Source organism: Streptomyces sp. NPDC005483 (genome assembly GCF_040606035.1).
GTDB lineage: Bacteria > Actinomycetota > Actinomycetes > Streptomycetales > Streptomycetaceae > Streptomyces.
In genome coordinates this window covers 180863-201514 of the sequence record NZ_JBEXEA010000015.1, presented here as the reverse complement: position 1 = coordinate 201514, position 20652 = coordinate 180863, and the positions used below count along the sequence as shown (strand labels likewise).

Here is a 20652-nt window from a genome sequence, read left to right as displayed (position 1 = left end):
GTGATCGCGCGTGAACGGCACAGCAGGCCGGGGCACCGGCTCCGTGGGGCGCCGGCTCGGGTACACGTTCGGGCTGCTGACCTTTCTGATCGCACTGTGCGGAACCGGCACGTTGATCGGTGCGCAGCTCTTGCAGAACCAGTACGACCGGATCATCGACCGGATCCATCCCGCCGAAGACGACAACCGGCGCCTGCGCACCGAGGCCATCAGTGCGCAGCGGTCGATCCGGGGTTATCTCATCACCGGTGACGAGAGCGAGCTCGCTGCCTTCCGCGTGTCCCGGGGCCGCATTCCGCCGGTCATCGACGACCTCCGCGGGCACGACATCGTGGACGAGAGTGACATCGCACCGCAGGGGCGAGCTCTCGATGCCTACTTCCGTGTCGCCGAAGAGCAGGCGCGCAGTACTCCCAGAAGCGAACAGGCCGCCGCGCTCACCCGAGAGGCGGCCCGGCGTTTCAGGGCGTTCGAGCTGGTCAACGACCGCCTGAACCGCCGACTGGCAGCGGACGAGAAACGCATGGACCGGCACGGCGACACGGTGTTCCGGGGCGGCATGGCCGGTCTCGGCGCCACAGTGGTCCTGGCCCTGTGCCTGGCCGTGTACGCCTCCCTACGGACCACTCGCGGCCTGACGCGTCCGCTCGGCAACGTCGAGCGGGCGCTCGGCCGGCTCACCGTGGGAGACCACTCGGCGCGCGCCCGGGAGACGGGGCCGGAGGAGATCAGGGCAGTGGCCCGGTCGGTGAACTCGCTCGCGGACGAGAGCGAGCGGCTGCGCGGGGTCGAGGAGGAGCGGCAGCGGCTGTCGAAGGCCGCGAGGGAGACAGGCATCCGGATCAGGGGCAGCCTCGAGGTCGACTACGTCCTGGACACGGCGTGCAGCGGCATCGGCGAGGCCCTGGCCGCCGACTACGTCTTCATCCTGCTCACGGAGAACCACGGCGCCGATTTTCCGGTGGCCCGGGTGTGGTCCGCGGAGCGGGGCCTGCTCTCCGAGGAGGAGCGCAGGGCCATACCGCCGCTCCCGGCGGAGGTGGTCCGCGACCACTACCGGCGCGGAGCGGTCTGGCTGGCCACCGACCTGCCCCGGTACGTGGCCGACAGCACGCCCATGCCAGGTGCTCCGGGCTCCTTCGGGAAGACCGGTATGGCTGCCGAGAACCGAGCCGCCGCGGCGGCGCTGCACCTGGACTCGGCAGTGATCACCCCCATAGGGGTGGGTGGGGAACCCATCGGTGCCGTGTCCGTGGCCCGCACCAGCGCCGACCGGCCCTGGCGTCAAGTGGACATCGAGATCGCCGAGTCCATGGCCAGCGGCGTCGGCAGGGCGCTGCACACCGCCCTGCTCTACGAGCAGGAGTCCAGCCTGGTGGAAAAGCTGCGCGCCCTGGACAAGGCCAAGAGCGACTTCCTGTCCACCGTCTCCCATGAGCTGCGCACCCCGCTGACCAGCATCGTGGGATACATCGAGCTGCTGAAGGACGAGGACACCGGACCGCTCGCCGAGCCCCAGCTGCACATGCTGGACGTCGTCGACCGCAACGCGAACCGCCTGCGGGCACTGATCGAGGACCTGCTCACTCTCTCGAGGATCGAGTCCGGGGCGTTCACCTCCCGCAAGGCACCGGTCGACCTGCGCCGGCTGGTGACCTCGGCCGTCGACGCGATCAGGCCGGCCGCCGAGGCCGCCTCGGTCTCACTGGACACGCGGTGCGACGAACGGCCGCTGGTCATGCAGGCGGACGGCGACCAACTCGACCGGGTGCTGATGAACCTGCTGTCCAACGCGGTCAAGTTCACACCGGAGGGCGGGAAGGTCAGCGTCCGTGCCGACCGGCAGGACGGTGAGGTGATCCTCAGTGTCAGCGACACCGGCATCGGCATCCCCGAGAAAGAACAGGAGAAACTCTTCCAGCGGTTCTTCCGCGCCTCGAACGCCACCGACGCGGCCATCCCGGGAACCGGTCTGGGGCTGACCATCGTGCACACGATCGTGGCGAACCACGGCGGTGAGACGGAGGTGCGCTCCGTGGAGGGCCGGGGCACCACGATCACCGCCCGGCTGCCGCTCGCCGACACGGACGACGCGGCGGACTCCGTGTGAACGACGATGCCGTGGGTTCAGACAGTGGTCGAAGCGGAGGGGCACCGTCGTCTCGGGCACGAAAGGCTCCTGGTGCGTCGCGAAGAGCCCGCCGGCGAAGTGGTGGGTGATGTGCTCGACGTCGACCGAGATGACCGGGTCGTGCCGGTCGGTGAAGCTCGCGCGCTCCGGGGTGCTGATGTCCATGGCCTGCCAGGGTCGGAGAACGTCCGCACCACATCTCTGTCCGGCCCGGAAACCGGGATGTTCTGCGGCCTCCAGGTGGAGTCGCGCATCCCCGGACCACCCTGACCCGGCTTCAGGGTCCAGCCAGGCGGGTTGGCTGACGTGGCGTCAGAACGTTGTCGCGGACGGACATGCGGGTGCGGTGGCGCCGAGTAACCGGGTCGCGCGAATGCCGCATCCGGCGGGTGGCTCGAATTGCGATCTTCGACGGTTCGTTCTTGGCTGGAAGTTGTCCTGCAATGTCCTGCAATGCCCTGGAAAAAGTTCCTGGAAGTATCCGCACCGCACCCGTCACGGCGGTCTGTCGGAAGTACATAGGGAGGCGGACGATGCATCGGGAGCCCCCAACCACGCCGGGGCAGTACGCGGCAGACGACGAGGAGCGTTTCCGGCTCCTGCTGAAGAACTCCCCGGACATGGTCTTCCGCCGGACGGTCGAGGGTGTCTACCAGGAGGTGTCAGCCGCGGCTGAGGCATTGCTGGGCCGTCCGGTCGAGAAGGTCGTAGGGACGTCGGTGGAGTCCTGGGTGCATCCGGGCGATGTGGAGGAATTCGAGTGGGCGGAGCGGGACCTGCTCCGCGACGGCCGGGTCGCGGTGTGTCTGCGTCTGCGGCATGCCGACCGCCACTGGATGTGGACGGAGACGACGTCCTGGGTAGTGCGGGACCCCGCAGGCGAGCCGCTCGAAGTGCGCGGGTTCATCCGTGAGGCGGAGGGCCAGCGGCGCAGGGAGGAAGCACTACGGCTGTTGCAGGATCAGGCACGCTCGGTCATCGAGACCGCCCGGGATGCCTTCGTCTCCATCGACGAGGACGGCCTGGTCATCGACTGGAACCTGAGCGCCGAGAGGCTGTTCGGGTTCAGCCACCGCGAGACGATGGGCCGTCCGCTGACGGAGACGATCATTCCTGAGCGGTACCACGCCGCGCACAGGGCCGGTCTGCAACGGGTGCTGGCCGGCGGGGAGGCTCATGTGCTGGGCCGTCAGATCGAACTCACCGCCCTGCATCACGACGGCCACGAGATCCCGGTCGAACTGGCGGTGTGGCGGCTGAAGTCGGCGAAGGCGCGCTGCTTCAACGCCTTCATCCGGGACATCAGCGAGCGCAAGCAGGCCGAAGTCGCTCTGGCGGAGGCCCGCGACCAGGCGATCGCCGCAGCCCAGGCGAAGTCGCAGTTCGTGGCCACCATGAGCCACGAGATCCGCACCCCCATGAACGGCGTCATCGGGCTGAGCGACCTGCTGTTGGGCACCGAACTGGCTGCCGAGCAGCGACGTTATGCGGAGGGCATTCGGGCCGCCGGCACGGCACTGCTGTCGCTGATCAACGACATCCTGGACTTCTCCAAGCTGGAGGCGGGCAAGCTCGAACTGGACGAGGTCGCCTTCAGTCCGCAGGTGCTGGTGGAGGAGGTCGTCTCGCTGGTGGCGCAGACCGGCCAGGCGCAGGGCCTGGAACTGCTCAGCGACTGCCATCCCGACCTGCCCGCGATGGTGCTCGGGGACTCCGGCCGACTGCGGCAGATCCTGCTCAATCTGGCGTCCAACGCGGTGAAGTTCACCGAATCCGGCGAGATCCTGCTCCGTGCCTGCCCTGCCCCGTCCCGGCCCCCGGCCGAGCAGGCGCCGTGGCTGCAGTTCGAGGTGGCCGACACCGGCATCGGTATCGCCGCGGCCGATCAGGGGCGGATGTTCGACGCCTTCTCCCAGGCCGATGCCTCCACCACCCGCCGCTTTGGAGGCACCGGTCTGGGCCTGGCCATCTGCCGCAGGCTCACCGAGGCCATGGGAGGTTCCATCGGCCTCAGCAGCCGGCCCGGCCAGGGCAGCACGTTCTTCTTCTCCGTGCCAGTACGCACACCGGACACGCCCGAACAGCCTCCGGCCGCACCGCACCCCGACATTCTTCGCGGGCTGCGCGTCCTGGTCGTCGACGACAACGACACCAACCGGCTGATCCTCGACACGCAGCTGCGCAGATGGCGCATCCAGCCGACCATGGTCACCGGCGGCCCCCAGGCCCTGGTGGCCCTGCACGAGGCAGCGGCCGCGGGCCGTCCCTTCGCCGTGATCCTCCTCGACATGTACATGCCTGACATGGACGGCCTGGAACTCGCCCGCCGGATCACCACCGACCACAACCTCGCCCGCGCACAGCTGCTGCTGCTCACCTCCGGCTCCCCTCCGCCCGCCGCCGAACTGCAGGCAGCCGGGATCGCTCGCAGCCTGCCGAAGCCCGTCCACCAGTCCCAGCTTCTGGAGGCCCTCGTCGAGCTCGCCACCCGGACACCGTCGGTGGCCACGGCGGCTCCGGCACCGATGGCTCCCACCACGCCCCGGCCCGCACACCGGGGTCGTCTCCTGCTGGTCGAGGACAACGAGATCAACCAGATGGTCGCCCAGGGAATGCTCGCTCGGCTCGGCTACAGCACGGACACCGCCGCCGACGGTGTCCAGGCGCTGCGCATGGCCGAGGAACACACCTATCAGGCGGTGCTCATGGACTGCCAGATGCCCCGGATGGACGGCTACAGCGCCACCCGGGAACTGCGTCGCCGGGAACGGGACGGCGGCCGTCACCTGCCGGTGATCGCCATGACCGCCGGTGCCCTCGCCGAGGACCGGGAACGGTGCCTGGCCGCGGGCATGGACGACTACGTCTCCAAACCCGTCACCGCCGACGAGTTGCAGCAAGCCCTCACCCGCTGGGTCCGCCCCACCCGCCCACAAGCGGACAACGAGGACCTGCTCGTCTCCATCGAGCAGCGGCTGAACGAACTACGCGGCGTCGGCACCCCGGCCGATAACGAACTGGTGGACCGGCTGGTGGACCACTTCCTCGTCCGTGCCCCCGAGATGACCAGCGCGCTCTTCCACGCGCTCGACCGCCACGACACGCAGGAGATCGCAGATCAGGCACACAGCCTCAAAGGCGCTGCCGGCAACATGGGCGCTGAGGGCCTCGCCGCCCGCTGCCAGGATCTGGAAGAGCACGCGCGGGCCGGAAACCCGGCCTCACTGGCCGAGACCGCTCCCCGTCTCCAGGACGAACTCGACCGCACCTGTCGCACCCTCGAGACGCTCCGTTCCCGCCCTCCCGGCCACGAACCCGGATGAGGATCCGCCCGCCTGCCGCCGCCTGGGAGCGTGCGGGCCGCAGGAGGGAAGGAGAGCCTGTGGACAAGGTTCGGGACCGGTCGCTCTCCCGCCCTGGGGCGGCGCCCTGGGCGTACGTGGCAGCCGGGATCGTCGTGGTCGTCACTTATCTGGTCGTCCCCTACGAGGCGCGTTACCTGCTGCCCGTGCTGGTATCCGCGTCGGTCGTCTTCGCTATCGCGGTGGGAGTGACCAGGAACAGGCCGCAATCGGTCCTTCCGTGGTACCTCTTGGCGGCCGGCATGGCACCGTACGCGGCGGCGGACACGATCTGGGGCCTGTACCAGGTCCGCGACGCCGAGGTTCCGTTCCCGGGTGTGGCCGACATGCTCTACCTGGGCAGCTACCTGTTGTTCGCCGTGGGCCTGGTGACGCTGGCCCGGCAGCAGGAAGGCCGCCTGCACTGGGCGGGGCTGCTGGACGCGGGAATCGTCACGCTGGGGTTCGGCATTCTGTCGTGGGCGTTGATCGTCGCCCCCTACCTGCGCAGCGATCTGTCCGCGTGGCCGCTCGCCGTGTCCATCGCCTATCCCGTCACCGACCTGATCCTGCTGTCCGTGGCCGCGCGGCTGGTGCTCACCACCGGCACGCGCACGCCGTCGTTTCTCCTGTGCGTCGGATGGCTGGTGGTCCTGCTCGCTGCCGACGGCCTCTACTACGGAACGCTGGCGACGACCGGGACCGCGATGGCGGAGAACGTGTCCGAAGTGGGGTGGATGGTCTCGTCCCTCCTGCTGGGGGCGGCGGCGCTGCACTCGTCCGTTGCCCAGCCGGCCCAGCTGGCGGAGGACCAGGAGAGGCTGCCCCGGCGACGACTGTCGATCCTGATCGGGCTCATCCTGATGGGGCCGTTGATCGTGCTGGCCGATGTCGGTGGCATCCGGGACGAGCCGGTGAACGTCACGGTGATCGTCGGCCTAATGGCGAGCCTGGCGCTGCTGCTGGTGGTGCGCATCGCGTTCCTGGCCCAGTACGCCGAGAGCAGGGCCACCGAAGCGCGGACGAAGGCTCTTGACCTCGCGGCATCACTACGAGAGCAGGAAGAGCTCCAGAAGCAGTTGAGCCATCAGGCGACCCACGACCCGTTGACGGGTCTGGCCAATCGCGCGCTGCTGGACGAGCGCCTGAAGTCCGCTCTCGGCCGGTGCTCCGCCTCCTTCTCCGCCGGGCTGCTGATGCTCGACCTCGACGGCTTCAAGGACGTCAACGACACGCTGGGGCACCTGGCCGGCGACGAACTGCTCGTTGACGTCGCCCGGCGGCTGACGGGCCGGGTCCGTGAGCAGGACATCGTGGCCAGGCTCGGCGGGGACGAATTCGCCCTCCTCGTGGAAGGCGTGGACGCGAGCACACTGCGCGACTACACCATGCGCATCCTCGACACCTTCAATGACGCCTTCATCCTCGCCCATGGCCATCGGGTCCACGTGACGACAAGCATCGGAGCACTGAGCATCACCAGGCCGACCACGCCGGCAGAAGCGCTGCGGGACGCTGACATCGCCCTGTACCGAGCCAAAACCGCAGGCAAGAACCGGGCCGCGTTCTTCGAATCCCCGTAGCGGTCCTCAACCGGGGGCCGGCGTGGGGCGTGTACGTCGATGAGCACCTACCGGAAGTGCTCGGGGGTGGCCTCCGTGCTGGAGGAAACGCAGGTCGTTCACCCCCGACTCCATTCGGTTCGGATGCGGCGCGCCCTGGCTCGTGCTCAGGAGGCGCGGGAGCATCCATGATCGTGACGACATCGCAGGCTGTGGGCTGCGGCCTTTTCGGCGTCGCCCTGGTGGAGTTGCGCCCACCCGGCGAAGGGCGCGACGTTCATGATCACGTCGACATCACTCAGCATGATCGTGAAGGCCGCGCCCGCATGCCGTCCTCCCCGCCCTGCGCGCCGTCCAGCCCCTCGACGGCCGTGAGTTCTCCCTGCCGTACGGCGGTCACCGCATCGGAGAGAACCGGGCCCAGCGGGCCGCAGGGGTCCCGGCCCCCGCCGCGTAGGCGCGATGTCCCGCCGAACGTCTCCCTGCTCGAAGTCGGCGGTCATCGCGGACGGTACGTGCCCTCGTCGCGCCAGTCCACCTGGGCCTGCGCCCTGGAACCGGCGGTGAACGCCGGCCAATTCCTTCGGCGTGATGCCGAGTTCCTGGGCGATTCTCGGGCGGGCCTCCTGAACCTAGAACTTGATGCGCCGGGCAGAAGCCGGTGAACCCCTGCTCAGTGCCTGGCCGCTCATGGAACACCGGCGCCTTCGTCAGGACACCGGCCCGCAGAAAAGTCCCGAGAACGAGGCGCCATGCGGTGCCTTCGAGGGTGTGAATCGCGTGGCGTGAGGCTCGCCCTTCGCGAAGGATCCTCGACGACCCGCAGCTCGGCCCAGCGCCATCCATCCCGGCGCTCCCGGACGAGCGTGGGCCTTGGACCTCTCTGCCAGGGCAGCTGCGATGGTGAGATATCCGACTAAAAGCTACGGTAGGGGCAGGAAATAGGTGGGATCAGTCACCTTAACGTCCGTGGCGACATGTGTGGCTGGTTCCCGGGCTAATAGGGGTGACCCGTGGGCCGACTGGACACTGCTCAGGCTTCCACGCGCGTGGTGCGCCTCCACCAGGCCGTCCCGTCGCTTCGACTGATGCGGCGCGTGCGTCGCGCACTCGACGACGCGATCGATCTGGTCCGCCTGAGGCTCGATTCCCTGCCCGACGGCGTCTACCAGCCGGTCCCGGGTCTGCGCGTGCGAACGGCGAAGCGAGCGGTCGGCAGCGGGTCGCGATGGGAGGTGATGGAGCCGGTCGTCGAGCGTCTGGGCGTGAAGAGCGCGATGGATGTCGGCGCGAATGTCGGCTATTTCCCGATCAAGCTTGCCAGTCGTGGGATACCCGCGGTCGCGCTCGAGTCGGATCCGAGATGCGTCCGGACGACGACGACAGCCGTCCGACGAAACCAGCTGGACAACGTGGCCGTGATGGAACTCGAGTTTCGACCCGACACGCTCGACCTTCTGCCGGCAACCGACTGCACCCTCCTGCTGTCCGTCTGGCATCACCTGGTGCGAGAGCGGGGCCTGGACAGCGCCACACACTTGCTTCGGGAACTCTGGGCCCGGACCGGCATGGTGATGTTCTTCGAGACCGGCGAGGACGAGATGCCCCAGTCGTTCGGTCTTCCTCGCATGGTGCCGACGCCGGATGCCTGGCTCGGGGGGTACCTGCAGAAGAACTGCGCCGGGGGGCGAATCGAACATCTCGGCCGCCATCGCGCCTTCGACGCCGCCGGTCTCCCGACGGACCGGGCGCTCTTTGCCGTGATACGGGAACCCTCGTAGAGACAGGCGCCAAGCACGCGGGAACGGTGTGACTTATCGGCCACCACGTGGTCGGGACAGCAGCCCGGATCGGGGTGGCAACAGGTCGGCCGAGTCGGGTCCCGGCACTTGCCATTCTTTGCAAGATCCCCGGCCTGGCTGAGGGGTAATTATGAAAGTTCCTGTGTGGACCTCGGCTCATCTCAATGTAACGAGTCCGGCTCCTCGGAACCAATGGCAGCGATTGATCGACGGGAGCGCTGAGGCGCTGATCACCCAAACTCCGCGCTGGTTGGACTGCATTTGTGCGACCGGACCCTATGAGGATGCCAGTCGTTTTTACGAGTTCGACGAGGGCGGCCGGATCGTCGTGCCGCTGGTACGCCGACGCCATTGGCCTGCTCATCTGATCGCCCGAGACGCCTGGCCTTCCGAGTGGGGCATCGGAGGCCCTGTCGCTTCCGGGGAGCCCGACCTGGAGCAAGCGCGTGCCGTCTTCGGGGACCTGGTCCGCCTTCCGGCCAATCGCGTGTCCGTACGGTTCGGGCCGAATGCCGACCCCATGTGGCTGTCAGCAGTGCCATCTGACTTCACCACTTTGCGTCATACGACGTACATCCTGGACCTCGTCGGGGGCTTCGGCGACGTCTGGGAGCGGCGGTTCACCGGACCGGTCAGGACTGCCGTACGCAAGGCCGAGAAGGTGGGGGTGGAGGTAGAGGTAGACCGCACCGGGCGTCTGGTACCAGCCTTCTACGCGCTCTACCAGCACTCGATCGCTCGTTGGGCGCGGCAGCAGCACGAGCCGCTGGCTCTCGCTCGGTGGCGCAGGCATCGGATTGACCCGCTGAGTAAATTCCAAGCTGTGTCGGAGACTTTCGCCGATTCCTGCACTGTGTGGTTGGCCTCGTATCAGGGTCAGCATGCGGCGGCCCTCATGGTGCTCCGTCACGGTCCTCACGTGAAGTATTGGCGCAGTGGCATGGTCAAGGAATTGGCTAATCCCAGTCGTGCCACCACGCTTCTGCACAAGCTCGCTATCGAGGATGCTTGTGAGGCCGGTTGCCTCTTTTATCACATGGGCGACTCGCCCCCGGGTTCTTCCGTCAGCGCTTTCAAGGAACGGCTCGGCGCTCGCGGCTACACATCTTTCGGCTACCGCAGGGAATTGATTCCCTTGACATCGATCGACCAGCGCCTGCGCAGTGTGGCCAAGCATCTCATCGGTTTCAAGGACGAGTGAGGCCCGAACCCGCCGGGGCTTTCATGCCAAGGTGAGTACTCCCGAAAGCCCCGAGGTGCCTCTGCCGAGTGGCCGCAATCCTGCCCCACCCTGCTCGCCTCCCGTCAACTCGCCGATCAACACGGTCTCACCGGCTTGAAGAGGTGCGCTCCGCGCGGCTTCCCCCGCTGCTCGACGCGGTCCGCGAAGTACCCCACCCGCGCACCGCACACCTGGTCACGCACTCCTGGCCGATGCTGCTGGGCCTGGTCGCCTGCGCCATGCTCTACGGCACCCGCTCCGTACGCGGCGTGCTGCGCCGGGCCCACGGCCAGGGCGCCGGCATCATCGCCGCGCTCGAAGTAGCCGGCGCCAGCCCCCGAATTCCTGCCCGTGGCCACCTGGCCAAGGCTCTGGCACGGGTGGATGGTGACGCTCTGGACGCAGCCGTCGGCCGTTTCGTCCAGGCCCATACCGCCGACCCGCTGGCGGACGTCGCAGGGGATCCATCCGTCCCCCAGCTCGCGGTCGCCGGCATGACCGTGCGCGGCGCCAAGGATCCCGACGGACAACAGGTGCGCCTGCTCGGCGTCTGCTTGACCGACCCCGGCGTGATGCTCGCCCAGCGCGAGATGCGCCACAAGCCCCACGACGCCCTGCACTTCAGCGCCGCCCTGAACATGGTCGCCGAGATCATCGGCCCGATCGTGAGTGCCACGCACTGCACACCGTCGCCGGCCACGCCTGCTACCTGAACTCCCGAGGTGCCTACGGGCTCTTTCCCGTAACAGAACCGCCCCGTCCTCTTTGCCAAGTTCGACGGCCCTCGAGTGCGACGAGCGAGCCGGTGCCCCGTCATGCGCGTGCACCACACCGAGGAGGAGAACTCCACCCGTCGCGAGATCCACCCCGTCCGGGTCCAGCACCTCGCCACCGGTCAAGTCCGCTTCCCCCACGCCGCCCAGGCACTGCTGATCGAGTGGCGAGGCGACCGCCGGCACCTCGGTGCGCGCCGATAGACCGTCGAACGCGCTGGTCGGCCGACGAGCATCCCCACTGACTTCGAAGACCTGCCAAGTGCGGGACGCGAGGGCGCCAGCTAGCACGGGCACGAAAGCGAGGCCGGACTCCGCAATCCGACCGACACGTCCGAATTGTCGTCATTTGCTCATTTTTTTTATCCCAAACGGGGCGATCGGAAATTCGCTATGGCACACATCACAGGGAACGGTTCCACTCCCTCAACCTTCCCTCGCGGCATACGTATTTGAGAGTCAAACGCCTTATCGGCTGGTCCTTTAGGCACGCATGGTGGTTGCGCACCGGAATTGGCTCGCGCAAAGTCCACTCCGTTCGGGGCGCTCCCGACGCGACCCACTGCCAGACATGCGGGGAAAGGTCCACCACTACATGCACATGACCAAAGGAAACAGGCGCCGCCCCCGGCTCACCTTGGCCCACAAGTTGTCGCCGCTTGTGCTCGCCGCCGCGATCATCGGCGCCGCCACCACGGCGCAGGCGAGTCAGTCGGCATCGACGTCGACCGGCGTGACCGTCGATTCCCTGTCGGTCGCGCCGGCAGTCGGCGTCGGACAATTCACGGCCACCGCGAAACTCCATTCCGACCGCTATATGAAGGTGGATGCGGTAACCGTCGCGGCACGCTCGGTGAACGGTTCGAATTATGACTTTCCCGGTGCGCGCACGGCGAGGCTGAGCCCCTCAGGGAACACCTACACCTCCGGTAGCCGCACGTTCCCTGCAGGCACGTACACCTACTTCGTTGCGTACAAGGTGCAGGGCACGTGGCACAACCTCGCCCCGGTGAAGAGCTTCACGTCCGGCGGCACGAGTCCGAGCCCCGCGCCCACGCCTACTCCCACACCCACGGCTACTCCCACACCCACGCCTACTCCCACGCCGACATCGACGCCAACCCAGCCCGCGCCGACCAGCGCGGACGCCCCGCTGGGCGTCCCCGGTACCTGGCGGAAGGTGTTCAGTGACGAGTTCAGCGGCACCACGCTCGACTCCGCCAAGTGGAACCCGAACTGGCTGGGCTGCCCCACCTGCATCACAAAGCCGGTCAACTCGGCCGAGATCGGCGCCTATGCCCCGTCCCAGGTCAGCGTCAGTGGTGGCTCACTTCACCTGACAGCCATTCAGCAGCAGACCACGGCGAGCAACGGCACGACCTACCCGTACCGCTCGGGCCTGGTCGAGAGCAACGGCAAGGCCCAGTTCACCTACGGCGCCTTCGAGGCCAGGATCTACTCGCCGGCCTCCGGCACTCAGATCGCCAACTGGCCCGCGTTCTGGACCGACGGGCAGACCTGGCCGGCCGACGGTGAAATGGACGTCTTGGAAGGGCTGGGCGGGCAGGCCTGCTACCACTTCCATTCCAATGCGGGTGGCCCCGGCGGCTGCGCCTCCGGCAATTTCACTGGATGGCACACCTACGGTGCTGAATGGAAAGCAGGTTCGGTCACCTACTACTACGACGGAAAGCAGGTCGGACAGATCACCACGGGAATCACGGCACAGCCGATGTACCTGATTCTCAACAACGGGGTCAGCGATCAGCACGGCGGGCCGAGGCTGACTCCCGCCGACATGATGGTCGACTATGTGAGGGTCTGGCAGCACTGAACCTGCCGAATCCGCCTGGGCGTCACCGTGATGGTTGTCATCGCATCTCCTTGTGAGTTGTCCGGCACCCTCCCTGATGCCTCAGCAACGGACCGAGGAGCCCGGGCCCGGTGGGACGGCGGCGCTCAGAGTGCTGAGGGCCGTCAGGCTTCCGGTCCCGCGAATCGGTCGAGCAGCGCATCCAGCCCGGCGGCCAGGCCCTCCGGTCCACCCGGCTCGGCGAGGGCGGCGGCGGTCTCCCGCAGTATGGGCAGCTCCTGGGGTGACAGGCGGTGGAGGCCGAGACGGAAGGCGGGGTCTGTCTCCTCGGGGTTGTCCACCAGTGGGCGCAGTTCCACGGACGCGTAGCCGAGAAGCCAGGCGGTGAACGCCCGGAAGACGGCGGAGGTGTGGGCCTCGTCCAGGCCGGCCTCCCTGAGCAGCGCGAGCACCCGCTCGTGGTCCCGCAGGACGGCGAGCGGCCGCTGGGCCAGCGGGACCGCCAGCATGCGCGTGGCGAGCAGAGGCACCGCATGCGGATGTGCGAGGCAGACGTCGTACGTCGCTCGTGCGACGCGGTGGAGCTCCGAGCGCCAGGCGCCCTCGGCCGCGGCGGCGGGTTCGGGCTTCGCGGCCAGGCGTTCCTCGAGCTCCAAATAAAGGGCCTCGACCAGGCCGTCCAGGAGGGCGTCCTTGCTCGCCGCGTACCGGTAGAGCGCCATGGCCTCCACGCCGAGTTCGGCGCCGAGTCGGCGCATGCTCAACGCCGAGAGTCCTTCGCGGTCCACTAGTTCCAGGGCGGCTGTCAGGACGCGTTGTTGAGTGAGTCTGCCGTACCGCCCGCGGTCGCTCGCGCGCCGGGCCGGGTCGGCCCCTGAGGCTTTCTCCGTCATCCCGTCTCCTCACCGCCCCACCACAAGCGACTGTATGCATACGTCGTAAATATACAGTCCGCAACCTGACGGGTCCAGGATCTCAGCAGATTGGGGATCAGGGATGTCAACTCGCCCAAGGCTGACAGAGAGCGGCCGCTGACCTGCCGTGGATTTCCTGATCGCTTGCCGGCTCGCAGGCGAGCCGTTCGGGCACGATCCGGCGGGACACCGGGCCGAGATGCCTGGCTCGCGCGCCCGGCCTAGCATCGGACGTGGGCACGTGGGTCCTCGGTCCGCGAGCGTCGTCCTTGCGGGACCCGTACGCCCGGCAGGAGAAGCCCGTGAACGCACCTGCTGTGCTCCTGATCGACACCCCGGCCGGACTTGCGCAGATCACCACCCCGGCGCCACGTGATGTCTGGTGGGAACTGGCCGACGAGGACACGAACACCTGTGCCTCCCAGACTCCGGCTTGGCTGGAGAGCCTGTGCGCCACAGGGCCGTACCGGGACGCGAGCCGTCTGTACGAGTTTGAGGGAGGCCGCCGGCTCGTGCTTCCCCTCGTTGGCAGGAGGCATCGCCCGCAGCGTTTGGACGCGGAGGAGTCCTGGCCGGCCGGGTGGGGCATCGGAGGACCGGTGGACCCTGGAGGCGTGAGCCCGGCGGAGGCATGCGTGGTCTTCGATGACCTCGCGCTCCGGCCCGCCTTTCGGGTCGGTGTGCGCTTCCGGCCCATCGACCAAGCCGTATGGGTGAACGCCGCACCCTCGGGCTTCCGGCCCGAGCCGCACATGACACAGATACTGAACCTCGACGGCGGCTTCGGCACCGTCTGGGAGCACCGCTTCAGTCGTCATGTGCGGCGCGAGGTCCGCCGCGCCGAGCGCTCGGACGTCGACGTCGAGGTGGACCGTACCGGCCGGCTCGTCCCCGTCTTTTACCACCTGTACCAGAAGTCGATCGTGCGCTGGGCCGGACAGCAGCACGAGCCGCTCGCCCTGGCCCGCTGGCGCCGGACGCGAGCTTTCCCCATGCGGCGACTGGAAGCGGTGGCTGCCCAATTCGGCGAGGAATGCGCGATCTGGATGGCCTGGCGGGGAGGGGAGCCCGCCGCGGCGCTCGTCGTCCTGCGCCACGGTCACCTCGCCAAGTTGTGGCGTGCGGCAATGGTTCGGGAACGGGCCCACCCGGTCCATGCCGTTCCCCTGCTGTACCGGCTGGCGATCGAGGAAGCGTGTGCCGCGGGCTGCCGGACATTCGACATGGGGGAGTCCAGCCCTGGATCCTCCCTCGCCGCGTTCAAGGAGGGCTTCGGAGCGGAGAGCTTCTCCTCCCCCCGCTACCTCCGTGAACGGCTTCCCGTCTCGGCGGTCGAGCGCCGGCTGCGGACGGCCGTCAAACGCGTGATCCGCTTTCAGGACGCCTGACGTTCCGTCGTTTCAGTCGTTGCTCCACACGTCAATGGGGTCTACGTCGGCGCTGTGGTGGATCGGCTCCAGGTCGTATGCATCCAGCAGGGTGCGCAGCAGTCCGTACAGATTGTTCGGTTGGGCATGGTTGCCCGGCTGGACGTGCTCGCCCACCAGAATGGCGGGAATGCGATTGGGCCCTTCTGAATCGTCCTCGTCCCAGGTGATGATCAGCAGACTGTTGTGGGTCATCGCCCAGTTGGCGTAGTCGCGGAGACTGTCGCGCAGCCAGTTGTCTGCCTGCCGCACGCTGCCGTCATGCATGTCGTGCTTGAGGTCCGGGACGACGAACGCGACGGTTGGCAGATCGTTGAAGTCGCGAGGGAAGTCGGTCCACGGGCGGTTGAGGGAGGCAGGAAGGTTGCTGAAGTTCACCCAGGGGTTGTGCCGGCGCACGTAGGCGCCGTGGGTGCAGCCGGTGTAGCCGACGTGGGGCATGCTCTGTGCGTAGCCTGCGAACGTCAGGTCGGCCTGCAGGAGTTGAGAGCCGAGATTGCGGGCCGTAAGCGTGTGCGGGCAGGAATCGCCGCTTACACCCAGGGCGGAGCCCGAGAAGAGTGCCAGGTAGTTGGGCTGACTCGGATGGGTGATGGCGTAGAACTGGGTGAGTGAGGCACCCTGTCGGGCAAGTTCGTTGAGGTACGGGGCATCCGCGTTCCCCATGACGGCGTTGTACGGCCGGTTCTCCTCGATCACCACGACGATGTGGTCCGGACGGGGGATCCCGCCCTGAGCCGAATGGTCACAGCCCGCTGCCGTCAGGAGCATCGCCATCATGCCCGCCCATGCGACGAGTCCCCTCCCCGGACGACGTCGCGGCCCCGGTCGTGGGCTCCTCACTCGTGGCTTCACCGCTCTCCCTCCGGGAACGTTTGTGACGCGCAGCTTCCGTGTCGCCGCGCTGCCACGTGCAGTGATCGGTAGTACCGTCACAATCGTTATTAATACCTCATATCGGTCGGCCTGGGTTGCCGACGTGGGCCGACGACCGGGAGTGCCATCAGCCGGTGCGGTGACACGAGGGCCGACGTCGGAGCACCCCGCTCCCCGGGAGACGTATTCATGGGCAAGCGTCAGACGCTGACGAACGGGCGCGTGGCGTCCTTCGCCGGCACGGTGACACGGTGGCCCGGTTCCGCAGCCGCTGACCGGCGCCGCTCGACCCGGACCACGGCACGCCAGTGGACGGCACGCTTCGTACTCCCGTCCGCCCTCACCCTGTGGCTGCTGTCCCTTCGTCATGTGCACCTCGGCGAGATGCGCGACTACGGGCTGCTGCAGGTGCTGCCGGTGCTTTTCTGGGTCGCCCTCGGCCTGCTGACCTTCGGCTTCTGTCTGGCGCTGACCGACCGACGTACCGCCGGTGGATGGTTCGCGGGCTACGTCCTTGGGCTGATCGCGGTCATCCACGCGACCCCCACACTGCTCTACCCGACACTGCGCTACAGCTGGGCGTGGAAGCACGTCGCAGTCGTCGACGCGGTGATCCGCAACCATGGTGAGGTACCCCACGCGGACAAGCTCGCCATTTACAACCAGTGGCCCGGCTTCTTCGACCTCAACGCGTTCTTCCTGCAGGCCACCGGCCTGGACTCGGCGCTCGGCTACGCGACCTGGACCCCGCCCGTCCTCAACGCCGTGCTGCTCGCCCCCCTGTTGCTGCTCTACCGGTCGGTGACGCGTGACCGCCGGCTGATCTGGGGGGCAGCATGGATCTACTACTCGTGCTCCTGGGTGGGTCAGGACTACTTCGCCCCCCAGGCCTTCGCGTTCCTGCTCTTCGTGACGGTGATCGCCCTGGTCATGGGGCGGTTGCCCACCTCGGTGCTGTACCGTACGGGCGACATCCGCACAGACCGATGGCCCGTAGGCCGGTTCGTGCTGGTCGTGCTGGTTCAAGCCGTCGTCATCTCCTCGCACCCGCTGACACCGCTGATGCTGATCAGTGCGCTGGTGGTGCTGTGGCTTCCGCGCCGAAACCGCCGGGTCGTGCTGCCGGTCCTGGCCAGTGCGCTGCTGCTGACCGTGGCCTGGGATGCCACCATCGCCCGCTCCTACATCTCGGAAAACCTGAACGACTTCCTGGGCGCGCTGCTGCAACCCGACTCCAACGTCGCATCCGGGCTGACCGAGCTCGGTACCGCAGCACCGGGCCAAGCCGTGGTGGCCTGGGTCGACCGGGGCCTGTCCGCCGCCGTGTTCCTGCTGGCGGGCATCTCTTTCCTGGCCCGCCCCTGGGTCCGTCGCACCGGCCTTCCCCTGCTCGTCCTGGCTCCGCTGCCGGTCCTGACCGCGAATGCCTACGGCGGCGAGATGATCCTCCGCGCCTATCTGTTCGCACTGCCTCCGGCCGCTTTCCTGATCGCGGCCCTGCTCTTCAGATGGGGTAGGCGGCCGCGACTTCGCGCACTTGCCGTCTTTCCGCTGCTGCTCGCCTTGCTCGGGGGACTGGTCTTCGGCTACTACGGCAAGGAATCGGCGGACTACTTCACGAAGGGCGAGGTGGCCGCCGGGCGCTTCGTCGCGGCCACCGCTCCTCCCGGTTCCACGATCGTCTCCCTCACCTCGGCCGTGCCCGGCCTGTACCTGCGCTACGACGAGAACGTCCAGGTGCAGTTGGACGAGCAGGACCTCAGCGACAGGCGGCGACTGGTGAGCGACCCGGCGAAGGGCCTGGAACCGTTCGTCCAGGGGGCTACGCCGGTACGACCCGCCTACATCATCCTGAGCCGGGCTCAGTCCGCCGATGTCTACCTCAGGGGGATCCTGCCCGCCGACACCATGGGACGAATGGAGTCGGCCTTGTCGAAGACGCGGGGCTACATTCCCGTCTACCGCACCAAGGACGCGGTGGTCTACAGGTATCAGAACCCGAAGCACGGAGGGGGACCATGACCCTCCTTCTTCGCTGGGGACTCGCACTGTCCGGCTGGTCAGCCCTGGCGGCAGTCACCTTGCTGCCGGACGCCGACGACCTGCGCGTCGTGGTGACGACGGTGTTCCTGCTCGTCTGCCCTGGCCTGGCAGCCTCCCGCTGGGCCCGGCCGGGCTCGGCGCGCCCCACGGACCGTGCGGCAGTTCTCGAGACCGGCGTTCTGACCGTGGTGCTCAGCCTGTCGCTGGCGGTGCTCGTCGTGGAGCCGATGTTCCTGAGTGACACGTTCACGGTCACCCGGGCGCTGCTCGCACTCGCCGCCGCCACATCCGTCCTGGCCCTGCTGCCCAAGTCCGGCGGACGTCGTCATCGGGCGCCGCGGGCCGTCCCGGGCGCGGATCCACCGACGGCCGCCGCCGATCAGCCCGAGCCGCACACCTCGGAGTGAGGCGCCGCGGCGGCCTCGCTCCGAGGTGCCGCACCGGTCCACATGGGCGTCGCAGCAGTCCTGCGCCCCTTGAAACACCTGCTCCACCCCTGCCTGCCCGCCGGGGTGTGTCCGAGTTTCGAAAGAACCGCGCTGCCCACTTGACGTCGCTCGCAAATCGGGCAAGGGTGTATATATACACCGTAAACGTATGGCGTAGGTGTTGGGAGACATGTGATCATGTACAGCGATCCGATCCTTAGCAGCGAGGGCAAAGCCCGCTCGTCCGCCCTCGTGAGCCTGGTCGTCCCGGCCCGCAACGAGGCGCGGAACATCCCGTGGGTCTTCGAGCAGATCCCGGGGTGTGTGGACGAGGTGATCCTCGTCGACGGCGAGTCAGTCGACGCCACGGTCCCCATGGCGCAGCACTGCCTGCCGACCGTGCGCAACGTGAAGCAGAGCGGCCCCGGCAAGGGCAACGCCCTGCGTACCGGCTTCCTTGAGGCGAAGGGCGACTACGTGGTGATGATGGACGCCGACGGCAGCATGTCGCCGGCGGAAATCCCCCACTTCCTGCACTTTCTCGAGTACGGCTACGACTTCGTCAAGGGTTCGAGGTTTGTGGCGGGCGGTGGCTCGCTCGACATCACCCTCATCCGCCGGATGGGCAACCATGTGCTTCTGCTCGCCACCAACCGGCTCTACCATGCTTCCCTGACCGATCTGTGCTACGGCTTCTGCGCCTTCCGGCGCAGCTTCCTGGACCAGCTCGACCTGCACGCCGCCGGCTTCGAGATCGAGGCCGAGATGATCGCGCACGCCCTGCGCTCCGGCCTGCGCATCGCCGAGGTCCCCAGCCTGGAACTGCCCCGCCGCAGCGGCCGCTCGAACCTCCATGCCATATCCGACGGGCGCCGGGTGCTGCGCACCCTGTTCTCGGAACGGCCAGGTGCCCGGTCCTTCACCGGCCGTTCCTCCACCGCCCGGTCCGAGCGAAGCGCATCATGAACTCCGTCCCTATGCGCTCCGCCCCCGTCCGGCCCCCGGTGCCGGTGGTCGACATCGACCTGGCCCGTCCCGGTGAGTTCCGCCTGCCCGGCGACCGGGGGCCGGTCCGCCCGCAGAGGCAGGTTCGTGCTCTCGTGCGACTGGACGGTCTTCCCCTGGGCATGGTCAGCGCCGCGAACACCTCCGGGCCCGAGGGTCTCTGGCGGGCGGTGTCCGGCGTTGCCCACCGCGAACTGGCGGGCGAGATCGCCCGGCGCCGCGCCGTGGACCGGACCGGAACATCGGACGGTGGCACCGACGGGGCCGAACGGGGCCACGTACTCCACAAGTCACCCTTCATCAGCGTGGTCGTGGCCACCCGCAACCGGCCGGAGCAGCTGCGCCACTGTCTGCGCTCGCTCCTGCGGTCGGAATACCCGGAGTTCGAGATCGTCGTGGTCGACAACGCCCCGGCCGACGGCGCGACCGAAGCCCTGGTCCGCGGAGCCTTCACCGGGCAGGTCCGGTACGTCCGTGAACCTGTCGCCGGGCTGGCCCGCGCCCACAACCTGGGGCTCGCCCGGGCCCGCGGCTCCGTCGTCGCCTTCACGGACGACGACACGCTCGTCGACCCCGGATGGCTGTCGGCCCTGGCCGAGACCTTCGCGCACGACACGCGGATCGGCTGTGTCACCGGGCTGATCGTGCCCGCCGAACTGGAGACCCCGGCCCAGGCCGTCCTGGAGCGGCAGGGCGGTTTCGCGAAGGGGTACGTGCCGCGCACCTGGTCGCTGGTCGATCCGCCGGCGGACCCGCTGTTCCCCTTCACCGCGGGACGCTTCGGCTCCGGTGCCAACATGGCCTTCCGTACCGACGTGCTCCGCTCCCTAGGCGGCTTCGACCCCGCGACCGGTGCCGGTACACCGGGCCGGGGCGGCGACGACCTGCTCGCCTTCTTCGAGGTCCTGACGGCCGGTCACATGCTCGCCTACCAGCCGAGCGCCATCGTCTGGCACTGTCATCGCCGTACGTGGGACGCAGTGGCCGGCCAGGTGTTCGGCTATGGCGCCGGGCTCGGTGCCTATCTCACCGGCGCGCTGCTGAAGAACCCCCGTCGGTTGCCCGCCCTGCTGCGGCGGCTGCCCCGCGGCATCCGCTACCTCATGACCAGATCGCGCGACCGCAGCGCCGAGCCCGAGGCCGACTGGTCCAGGCGCCTGGCGCTTCTGGAAATGCGGGGGATTGTCTACGGCGCCTTCGGCTATCTCCGCGGACGTCTCACCGGCGTCGGCGTCGGAACCTGACGAGGTGGGTGGCTTGGACAGCAATTCGATGACCGACTCGGCTGCGAGGGCCACCGGTATGCGACGACGCT

At 68.1% G+C, this 20652-nt stretch carries 15 protein-coding genes and 1 pseudogene; 13 read left to right on the top strand and 3 right to left on the bottom strand.

What is annotated here, in order from left to right:
* Positions 1 to 10 precede the first annotated feature (10 nt).
* The 3 genes from ABZT06_RS27990 to ABZT06_RS27980 all read left to right on the top strand — a co-directional run bounded on the left by ABZT06_RS27990 (position 11) and on the right by ABZT06_RS27980 (position 7055).
* The gene (locus ABZT06_RS27990) at positions 11 to 2110 is read left to right on the top strand and encodes an ATP-binding protein (protein ID WP_355746517.1); all 2100 of its coding nucleotides are present in this window, start codon (positions 11 to 13) and stop codon (positions 2108 to 2110) included.
* A gap of 554 nt (positions 2111 to 2664) precedes the next feature.
* Positions 2665 to 5454 carry a response regulator gene (locus tag ABZT06_RS27985; RefSeq protein WP_355746514.1) on the top strand — a complete coding sequence of 930 codons (2790 nt, stop codon included), beginning with the start codon at positions 2665 to 2667 and terminating at the stop codon, positions 5452 to 5454.
* A 59-nt stretch (positions 5455 to 5513) separates the two neighbouring features.
* Positions 5514 to 7055, top strand: a complete 1542-nt coding sequence (locus ABZT06_RS27980) for a GGDEF domain-containing protein (protein ID WP_355746511.1) — start codon at positions 5514 to 5516, stop codon at positions 7053 to 7055.
* Positions 7056 to 7551: 496 nt separating this feature from the next.
* Here ABZT06_RS27980 and ABZT06_RS27975 read toward each other — a convergent pair.
* Positions 7552 to 7763 (bottom strand): annotated as a pseudogene (locus tag ABZT06_RS27975) (IS21 family transposase); the annotation flags it as partial.
* Positions 7764 to 8047: 284 nt separating this feature from the next.
* Here ABZT06_RS27975 and ABZT06_RS27970 point away from each other — a divergent pair.
* From ABZT06_RS27970 to ABZT06_RS27950, 5 genes are all read left to right on the top strand, one after another.
* Positions 8048 to 8815: a hypothetical protein gene (locus ABZT06_RS27970; protein ID WP_355746508.1), complete on the top strand. Its 768-nt coding sequence runs from the start codon at positions 8048 to 8050 to the stop codon at positions 8813 to 8815.
* 223 nt (positions 8816 to 9038) lie between these two features.
* A complete protein-coding gene (locus tag ABZT06_RS27965; protein WP_355746505.1) occupies positions 9039 to 10037 on the top strand; it encodes a GNAT family N-acetyltransferase in 999 nt (332 codons plus the stop codon).
* Between the two features lie 143 nt (positions 10038 to 10180).
* Entirely contained in the window at positions 10181 to 10771 is a 591-nt protein-coding gene (locus tag ABZT06_RS27960) for a hypothetical protein (protein WP_355746502.1), read from the top strand.
* A gap of 102 nt (positions 10772 to 10873) precedes the next feature.
* Positions 10874 to 11035: a hypothetical protein gene (locus ABZT06_RS27955; protein ID WP_355746499.1), complete on the top strand. Its 162-nt coding sequence runs from the start codon at positions 10874 to 10876 to the stop codon at positions 11033 to 11035.
* Between the two features lie 367 nt (positions 11036 to 11402).
* Positions 11403 to 12665 (top strand): glycoside hydrolase family 16 protein, encoded by a 1263-nt coding sequence (locus ABZT06_RS27950; protein WP_355746496.1) that lies wholly within the window; start codon positions 11403 to 11405, stop codon positions 12663 to 12665.
* Positions 12666 to 12808: 143 nt separating this feature from the next.
* Here ABZT06_RS27950 and ABZT06_RS27945 read toward each other — a convergent pair whose 3' ends face one another.
* Complete coding sequence (locus ABZT06_RS27945; protein ID WP_355746493.1) at positions 12809 to 13537, bottom strand: TetR family transcriptional regulator; 729 nt, start codon at positions 13535 to 13537, stop codon at positions 12809 to 12811.
* A gap of 323 nt (positions 13538 to 13860) precedes the next feature.
* Between ABZT06_RS27945 and ABZT06_RS27940 the strand changes: the two genes are divergently transcribed.
* A complete protein-coding gene (locus ABZT06_RS27940; RefSeq protein ID WP_355746490.1) occupies positions 13861 to 14946 on the top strand; it encodes a GNAT family N-acetyltransferase in 1086 nt (361 codons plus the stop codon).
* Positions 14947 to 14958: 12 nt separating this feature from the next.
* Here ABZT06_RS27940 and ABZT06_RS27935 read toward each other — a convergent pair whose 3' ends face one another.
* Positions 14959 to 15765 carry an alkaline phosphatase family protein gene (locus ABZT06_RS27935; RefSeq protein WP_355746487.1) on the bottom strand — a complete coding sequence of 269 codons (807 nt, stop codon included), beginning with the start codon at positions 15763 to 15765 and terminating at the stop codon, positions 14959 to 14961.
* Between the two features lie 285 nt (positions 15766 to 16050).
* Between ABZT06_RS27935 and ABZT06_RS27930 the strand changes: the two genes are divergently transcribed.
* From ABZT06_RS27930 to ABZT06_RS27915, 4 genes are all read left to right on the top strand, one after another.
* Positions 16051 to 17883: a glycosyltransferase gene (locus ABZT06_RS27930; protein WP_355746484.1), complete on the top strand. Its 1833-nt coding sequence runs from the start codon at positions 16051 to 16053 to the stop codon at positions 17881 to 17883.
* Complete coding sequence (locus ABZT06_RS27925; RefSeq protein ID WP_355746481.1) at positions 17880 to 18311, top strand: hypothetical protein; 432 nt, start codon at positions 17880 to 17882, stop codon at positions 18309 to 18311. The genes ABZT06_RS27930 and ABZT06_RS27925 overlap by 4 nt, the downstream gene beginning before the upstream one ends.
* Positions 18312 to 18530: 219 nt before the next feature.
* Entirely contained in the window at positions 18531 to 19298 is a 768-nt protein-coding gene (locus tag ABZT06_RS27920; RefSeq protein WP_355746478.1) for a glycosyltransferase family 2 protein, read from the top strand.
* On the top strand, positions 19295 to 20581 hold the full coding sequence (locus tag ABZT06_RS27915; RefSeq protein ID WP_355746474.1) for a glycosyltransferase: 1287 nt from the start codon (positions 19295 to 19297) through the stop codon (positions 20579 to 20581). The genes ABZT06_RS27920 and ABZT06_RS27915 overlap by 4 nt, the downstream gene beginning before the upstream one ends.
* Positions 20582 to 20652 lie beyond the last annotated feature (71 nt).